The following is a 6,089-nucleotide window of genomic DNA, read 5'->3' on the forward strand; positions in this document are numbered from 1 at the left end:
AAATATGGACGGATCCAAATTATCGATACTTATATATCGGATAGATCGTTAGCGGAAATCATGGCATTGGATTAAGAAAGGGGAATAACAAAAGAATCTGGCGATTATTACTGTGACTCATGTCATGACAAGTTGGTGTATAGAAACAAAGATAAATAAATTTGAACAAAATCGTTATTTGATTACATGGCATATAAACAAAGAAGAGCCTGATATGGCTCTCAGGCTCTTCCCTCAATAGCAAAGAGTAAGTCTTTTAATTACCCTTCTGCTACATAATACACTAAACTTATATGGATGTGTAGAGAAAAAAATTCCAATATAACTATCCGAATATAGTGTTTAAAACTATATTCTAGATATTTTAAATAAGGAATTAAATTACAAATGTTGATTTACCGCGTTATAGAAACTCATTTATATAAAGTTATAGTCAATAAAGTAATATTGCGATAATAAAATATGAAATATTTCATATCGAATTGTAGAACGAGAAAAAGTGAAAACGGCAATTGAATAAAAATGCTATTTGAAAGGAAAGTGATTAGGGTGGAAGTTCAATACGATGCACAGGGCAGAATGAAGTACCATCCCGATTACCATCCGAATCATAAGAAGCCATACACAACAAGAGAATTAGCCTACATATGTAAGTATTATGGATTCGGAAAGGTGAAGGGAATCGCTTTATCTCTAGGTAGAACGGAAACAACGATAAGGCAGCTGGTTAATGTTTTAAGGAAGAATGGAACGTTTGAAAAGTATAAGGCTATGGGGGAATGAATGATGGTTGTAGAAGCAAGAGTGAAATTTGAATTAGATGAAGAACAAAAATTACAGTTTCAAAATGTAAGAGAAAATGAAGGGGAACAAGAAGCATTTTACTTTCTAGAAGAATTAATAATGAAAGAAATTGATTTAGCTGAATTTGTAGAGATGGAGTACAAAGATAAATAATAAAATTTCATTTGATACGTAAGGAGTTGTTAAGTGGGTGGGGCAGCTATCTATGTTCGATATGGATGAAACGAAAATCAAGCTGTATGAAGTTTTGGAAGCTAACAACTACGATTACGAGATTCAGAGTTATTACTTACACAACGATTATATGGGTGAGGTTAAGTATTTCTTTATTAGAACAACAGACGACACGATTATTGATATGGGTTTGAGTCAGTTTCCAGAAGTGTTTGCAGTATACAAGGGATTCACCGAAGCGCAGATCAAGAAGATATACAGAGGAAGATTAATATAAAAATTTCATTTTGTAGAAATAAAAACCCTAGTTTCCTAGGGTAATGGTATAACAGCTCAATATATTTCACTATTTTATATTCTAACGTAATATTACGTTAGAAACATCAGGTAAATGTAACCAATTTCAGAAAATAAAAGAGCAGCTAGCAAAAGCTAACTGCTCATCTCCAAGGGGGAATCGGAGTTTGATATCTTCATTATTGGCGGAATATTGAGTTTTATTCAGGGGGTGAAGAAGTATTGCGTCAATACATTCGTGATAATAAAATGGCTTTCTATTTTACTGTAATCACTTCGGCCATATTAGGAATTTTGATAAAGGTATGTAATGGGGACGGTGATGGGATTGAATTTCTTTTTCGGATTATTTGGAGGTCTTCTAATAGCATTTATTGTTAGGGAGATTGATTTTAATTATTTGATTGAAAAGGTAGATTCGAACACACCTGTAAGAATACGAAATAAATTTTACTTTATAAAAAATAAAGATAAAAACTGAACCAAAGCGTTATTTGAATAAGAAAATGAATATTGTTCATAAGGTAGATCTGAAATGCTCAAGCATAATAGTAGCATTTCAGATTTTGTAAATCTTTTAAGAGGCATAACTTTATTGTTTACTTTTCTCTTTTCTATCAAGGAAAAATATTACGAATATTGCTATGCAAATAGGAGGCCAAACTTCATGTGGCATATTAAAACCTCCCTGAAATATATTCATTCTGTATTTTATTATATTTAAGATTATTAATATAAGGTGGTAAAAAGAGGCTTTATAACAAAATCGTTATTTTATAGCAATGTGAAAAGAGCACACAGCAAATGTGTACTCTTGAAAGGAGTATTTTTATGAGTGATATATCCTAAAAATCTAAATTATTTTATGGTCCATGATATATCATCAAGGGCTTTATAAATATAACTATACATGCGGTAAAAGAGATGCTTTGGATTGTATTTTTGTTTCCATTTCATAAAAATCAACTCCCATACAAATAGTTTAATTATATTATAAAGTTATTAATTTGGATGTTAAGAAAACTTAGTGTGAATTAAGGTGAATTTAAACCAAATGGTTATTTAATAGGATGTTGATAATAAGCGATTATCATTAAATCGCTCAATGATTAATGATGATTGCTTATATATCGAAAAGCTATTTAGCTATTTGAAATATAGTTTCGTCAGGCTTGGAAAAACCATACAACTTTCTTGCGAACTGTAAAATACCTTCTTCGCTTTCTGTTAAAGTTTTAATATCATTTTCAAAATAGTGTCCAACGTTCTTTAGATAAGATAATTTTTGTTTTTCCTTATTAAGTATAATTTGTTTTTCCTTAATCATTTGTTCTTGCTTGTAAATGGAGATTTGAATGGAAATAACCATAGGTAGCATAAAAGCTATTGCCAATAAAAGACGACGTCTTAGCTTTTTATTCGTTTGTTGGTGATTGCTAGGATTAATTTGGTTTTTTTGGAATGATTGTTGTGATGGTAATTTTGGGATGCTTCCCATTTTAATGCCTCCATAACTGATTATAGAATTTAAAGTGTTTAAAAGTATTATATATGCTAAATAGGTAGTTTTGAACCTATTAAGTTAAAGAGATGCTTTGTGAGGTTTAAATAAAATCCTTATTTGATTAAAAGAAAAAAGAGCACATGGTTATATGTGCTCTAAGATAATCATTTTAATATCTATTCAAGTGTTTCTTTTGCATCAGGTGTATCAAATTTATCAATCAACTTAAAGATTGCTTCTAAAAGAATAGTAGATAAAATCGCAAAGATTAATACAGCATGTGGTGATAATTGTACTGCTGTGAAATTAAGTTTTGCTAGCCAAAAATATCCGACATACATTGTCAGGAAGGTACTAACAATTGAAATTGTAAATCCTAAGAAACCTAATTCTTTTAGCTTTTCTTCAGATAATTTAAATACGTGTAATACGAAAGAGAAGATGATCCCAACTATGAAAAATCCAATACATAAGGTCAATAGTGACATTATACTTGGGTATTCAACGTCATCAGGCATCCATTGTTTCATTCCTACAATTATGGCTGTAGGGAGCACGATAGGTATTAATAGTGGTGATACTATTAGAAAAAATGCCAATAGTCTATTGCTGTTGTTTGTTTCATTGTTGTTTTGATTATTCATAAAGCCTCCAAAAATAATTTTAAAATAAATATCCTAGTGGATTTTAGCACAAAGGTATTAGTAAAGCCACAGTCAAAAAAAGGTGGATTTAAATAAAAATGCTATTTGAGTAAAGGCTAGTGAACCAGTTTTTAACACTCACTGAAATTAAGAATCATAACATACTTTGTAATAATTTATATGGAAGTGAGTTGAATAATAATGTTTTATTCATATTTTGATACCCGAGCTAGAATGCGTCCGTACGGTACGGCGGGTATTACGTATAGCGGAGCACAAAGTACAATTCACGCTGTTCAACAAGCGTTACAAGCACAGCAGCAAATGCAGCAAGGTATACAACCATACTATTCATCTATGGAATATTATTACCCAATGCATCATATTACGTCATACGGTATTTCTTTTTTAACAGTTCCATATGGAACTGTATACAATTTATAAAAATTTCATTTTGTATTAGTTTAAAACAAAAAAAGAGCACTTCATAAAAGTGCTCCCGTGACGAGTTTCGTTTTTTAAAAGAAAGGAATCACCATATTATATGCAGCTTTTCTGAAATGTGTTTGGGTGATTAATTTGCATTCATAATAAAGAGCAGTTAGCAAAAGCTAACTGTTCGGTTCTCCAAGGGGGAAAAAGGAGAAACAATGTGTTGAGTTGCAACTGCTAATTAATGAAGAGATTTATGTAATGCCAGTGTATGAGAAAGGTGTAAAAGGCATGGGGCAATTTTTCTGGTTAAGGAAAAATAATTTAATAAAATAATCCTTTAATAGAAAGTGAGGAATAACAATGGGACTAGGAAACCGTGGGATGACATTTGAAATGCTTATCAATCTAGCGAACGAAAATTGTATCAGAGAGGTGGAGTGGCGCTTATAAACAAGCGTCCGACTCCTGTGAAGGTGTTAAAAAGTAAAGGGGGCCGTGTACTAAGTGGATTCTATGAAGCTAAAAGTACAGTAGATTATGATGGCGTATATAAGGGACGAGCTATTGCATTTGAAGCGAAATCTACAGAGAACCCTACACGATTTGATTTAAAAAACATTGCGCAGCATCAGTTAGATTACCTGGAGAAAGTGTAAAATGACAATAAAGTTATTTATTTTTAAAAGCTCAAACAACCATAACCCCATTCTAAGTATAGGACGGGGTTAGAAATATAGTTGTTTAATCTTGATGTAAAAAACTTTACTACAAGAAAAAAATATAACAATAAAGTCGTTTAAAAATCTAAGTTTTATTCAAAAATAGCAGCCGATTGCGGAAGACCGTTCTGTACATCTGTTATTGTACAATATTACAGAAATGATCTTGTTTGCTTAAAACATCTCTTAGGCTCTCATAGATTGATTCTTTGACCGATAATTTGAGCACATTCTTCTGGCGATGTCTTTGTTGTGTCAACTTTGATGTTATAATGTATGTCAATGTGAACTGCAGTCGCTTGCGAAACTGCCATTCCTGCAACTCGGTCTCCTCTTGCGCTTTCACGAGTGGATGCCACGATGGGATCACAGAAAACACCAACCCACAACACCTGCAACCCTTCCAAGGCAGCTCCCCAGCGATTACAAGCATCTACTCCGCTAATGAAGACATCATCGATAATTACCTGTGCTCCTCTACGGGCCATCTCGCCAATACCATTCATCCATGCAGATTCTAATTTGCGAAATTCCGTACCTGGACTGACAGACCCATCGTCACCAAATTTAATTCCGCTGTCTGCTTTCAACATTGCATCAGGCATAGCGTCGATTAAATCGTCGATACTGAACCTTAACCAAGACGTTGGCAATAAATTCTGAAGACACTTTGCGATAGTGGTCTTCCCGGAACTCGATCCACCATTCAGAATAATTACGTCTACCATACCTTTAACCCCTCTTTGGGACATAAGCTTAAATGCTTCTTATGTCGATATGATGTTCTTTAACTTAATAACAATTATGTCAAACTAACATCACTTTCACAATAAGTTATTCCAGATTATGGCCCGATTGTTGAATAGAATGACCCGCATTTTTTCAACAACTTTATTATCACTCTACAGAAAGCAGAGAGGATGGGAGCAATATGTTTCTTTTAGTAAGGACAAGTCAGTATTCGCAGTACCACTACCAGTCATTCAATCCTACGTAAGGATGTCTCATCAACTGAAGGGCAAGAAGTCTATACCAAGAGCAGACTTTGATATTTACTGGTACTTAGTAGAACAGATAGAAAGAGCGCCAATTGATTACTTGCAATACGTAGATGAAGCAGTAACTCCAGTTATGTTTGATAGCATGATTCAATTTGATGAGGACCATAAGAAAGTAGCAAATAATATTGAAGCAGCAAAAGAAAAGATGGCAAACAAAAAGCGAAAATTATTAAAGGCTTAATGGATAACGGAACCATGCAGAGAGATGACTAGTTTCCCAAGAACAATTCCAGTGAGAGATGCTAAAAAGTTACCGAACGGTGAAGTTATTTTAGGTCATTCGGTTGGATATGAATGTCGCAGTTGCGGTCATCGTAAAAGGTATTTTTACTAAAATTGAGTAAAAAAAGCATCCATAACGGGTGCTTTTTCTTACGATTAGTCAACCTATATTTTTAGATTTTTAATGGACTGGATGTCACAAAATATAGGTATCCATTTTCATTCATGC

General features: G+C 33.0%; 7 protein-coding genes and 2 pseudogenes. 6 read left to right on the plus strand and 3 right to left on the minus strand.

Annotated elements, in window-relative coordinates:
• The first annotated feature begins 549 nt into the window (after nucleotides 1-549).
• The 3 genes from MR065_RS26730 to MR065_RS26740 are packed head-to-tail and all read left to right on the plus strand — an operon-like array spanning nucleotide 550 to nucleotide 1,255.
• On the plus strand, nucleotides 550-783 hold the full coding sequence (locus MR065_RS26730; RefSeq protein WP_242215704.1) for a DNA-entry nuclease: 234 nt from the start codon (nucleotides 550-552) through the stop codon (nucleotides 781-783).
• Between the two features lie 3 nt (nucleotides 784-786).
• Nucleotides 787-957 (plus strand): hypothetical protein, encoded by a 171-nt coding sequence (locus tag MR065_RS26735; protein WP_242215705.1) that lies wholly within the window; start codon nucleotides 787-789, stop codon nucleotides 955-957.
• A gap of 37 nt (nucleotides 958-994) precedes the next feature.
• Nucleotides 995-1,255: a hypothetical protein gene (locus tag MR065_RS26740; RefSeq protein ID WP_242215706.1), complete on the plus strand. Its 261-nt coding sequence runs from the start codon at nucleotides 995-997 to the stop codon at nucleotides 1,253-1,255.
• A 1,158-nt stretch (nucleotides 1,256-2,413) separates the two neighbouring features.
• Here MR065_RS26740 and MR065_RS26745 read toward each other — a convergent pair.
• Complete coding sequence (locus MR065_RS26745; RefSeq protein ID WP_242215707.1) at nucleotides 2,414-2,773, minus strand: FtsB family cell division protein; 360 nt, start codon at nucleotides 2,771-2,773, stop codon at nucleotides 2,414-2,416.
• Between the two features lie 182 nt (nucleotides 2,774-2,955).
• Nucleotides 2,956-3,423 carry an epimerase gene (locus tag MR065_RS26750; RefSeq protein ID WP_242215708.1) on the minus strand — a complete coding sequence of 156 codons (468 nt, stop codon included), beginning with the start codon at nucleotides 3,421-3,423 and terminating at the stop codon, nucleotides 2,956-2,958.
• Between the two features lie 201 nt (nucleotides 3,424-3,624).
• On the opposite strand from MR065_RS26750, the gene MR065_RS26755 reads away from it, so the two are divergent.
• Both MR065_RS26755 and MR065_RS26760 read left to right on the plus strand, forming a co-directional pair.
• The gene (locus MR065_RS26755; RefSeq protein ID WP_242215709.1) at nucleotides 3,625-3,867 is read left to right on the plus strand and encodes a DUF3947 family protein; all 243 of its coding nucleotides are present in this window, start codon (nucleotides 3,625-3,627) and stop codon (nucleotides 3,865-3,867) included.
• A gap of 351 nt (nucleotides 3,868-4,218) precedes the next feature.
• Nucleotides 4,219-4,508: pseudogene (locus MR065_RS26760) on the plus strand (Holliday junction resolvase RecU); the annotation flags it as partial.
• Between the two features lie 263 nt (nucleotides 4,509-4,771).
• Here the strand turns inward: MR065_RS26760 and MR065_RS26765 are convergent.
• Nucleotides 4,772-5,329, minus strand: a complete 558-nt coding sequence (locus MR065_RS26765; protein ID WP_313895175.1) for a chloramphenicol phosphotransferase CPT family protein — start codon at nucleotides 5,327-5,329, stop codon at nucleotides 4,772-4,774.
• Nucleotides 5,330-5,479: 150 nt separating this feature from the next.
• Here MR065_RS26765 and MR065_RS26770 point away from each other — a divergent pair.
• A pseudogene (locus MR065_RS26770) lies at nucleotides 5,480-5,819 on the plus strand (Holliday junction resolvase RecU); the annotation flags it as partial.
• Nucleotides 5,820-6,089: the final 270 nt, after the last annotated feature.

The sequence above is a fragment of the Bacillus cereus group sp. BfR-BA-01383 genome (genome assembly GCF_022663495.1).
GTDB lineage: Bacteria > Bacillota > Bacilli > Bacillales > Bacillaceae_G > Bacillus_A > Bacillus_A cereus_AU.

Excerpts from the sequence above, each read along its gene's own strand:
- MR065_RS26755 (WP_242215709.1), top strand. The coding sequence starts at position 3,625 with ATGTTTTATTCATATTTTGATACCCGAGCTAGAATGCGTCCGTACGGT.
- MR065_RS26735 (WP_242215705.1), top strand. The coding sequence starts at position 787 with ATGGTTGTAGAAGCAAGAGTGAAATTTGAATTAGATGAAGAACAAAAA.
- MR065_RS26750 (WP_242215708.1), bottom strand. The coding sequence starts at position 3,423 with ATGAATAATCAAAACAACAATGAAACAAACAACAGCAATAGACTATTG.
- MR065_RS26745 (WP_242215707.1), bottom strand. The coding sequence starts at position 2,773 with ATGGGAAGCATCCCAAAATTACCATCACAACAATCATTCCAAAAAAAC.
- MR065_RS26765 (WP_313895175.1), bottom strand. The coding sequence starts at position 5,329 with ATGTCCCAAAGAGGGGTTAAAGGTATGGTAGACGTAATTATTCTGAAT.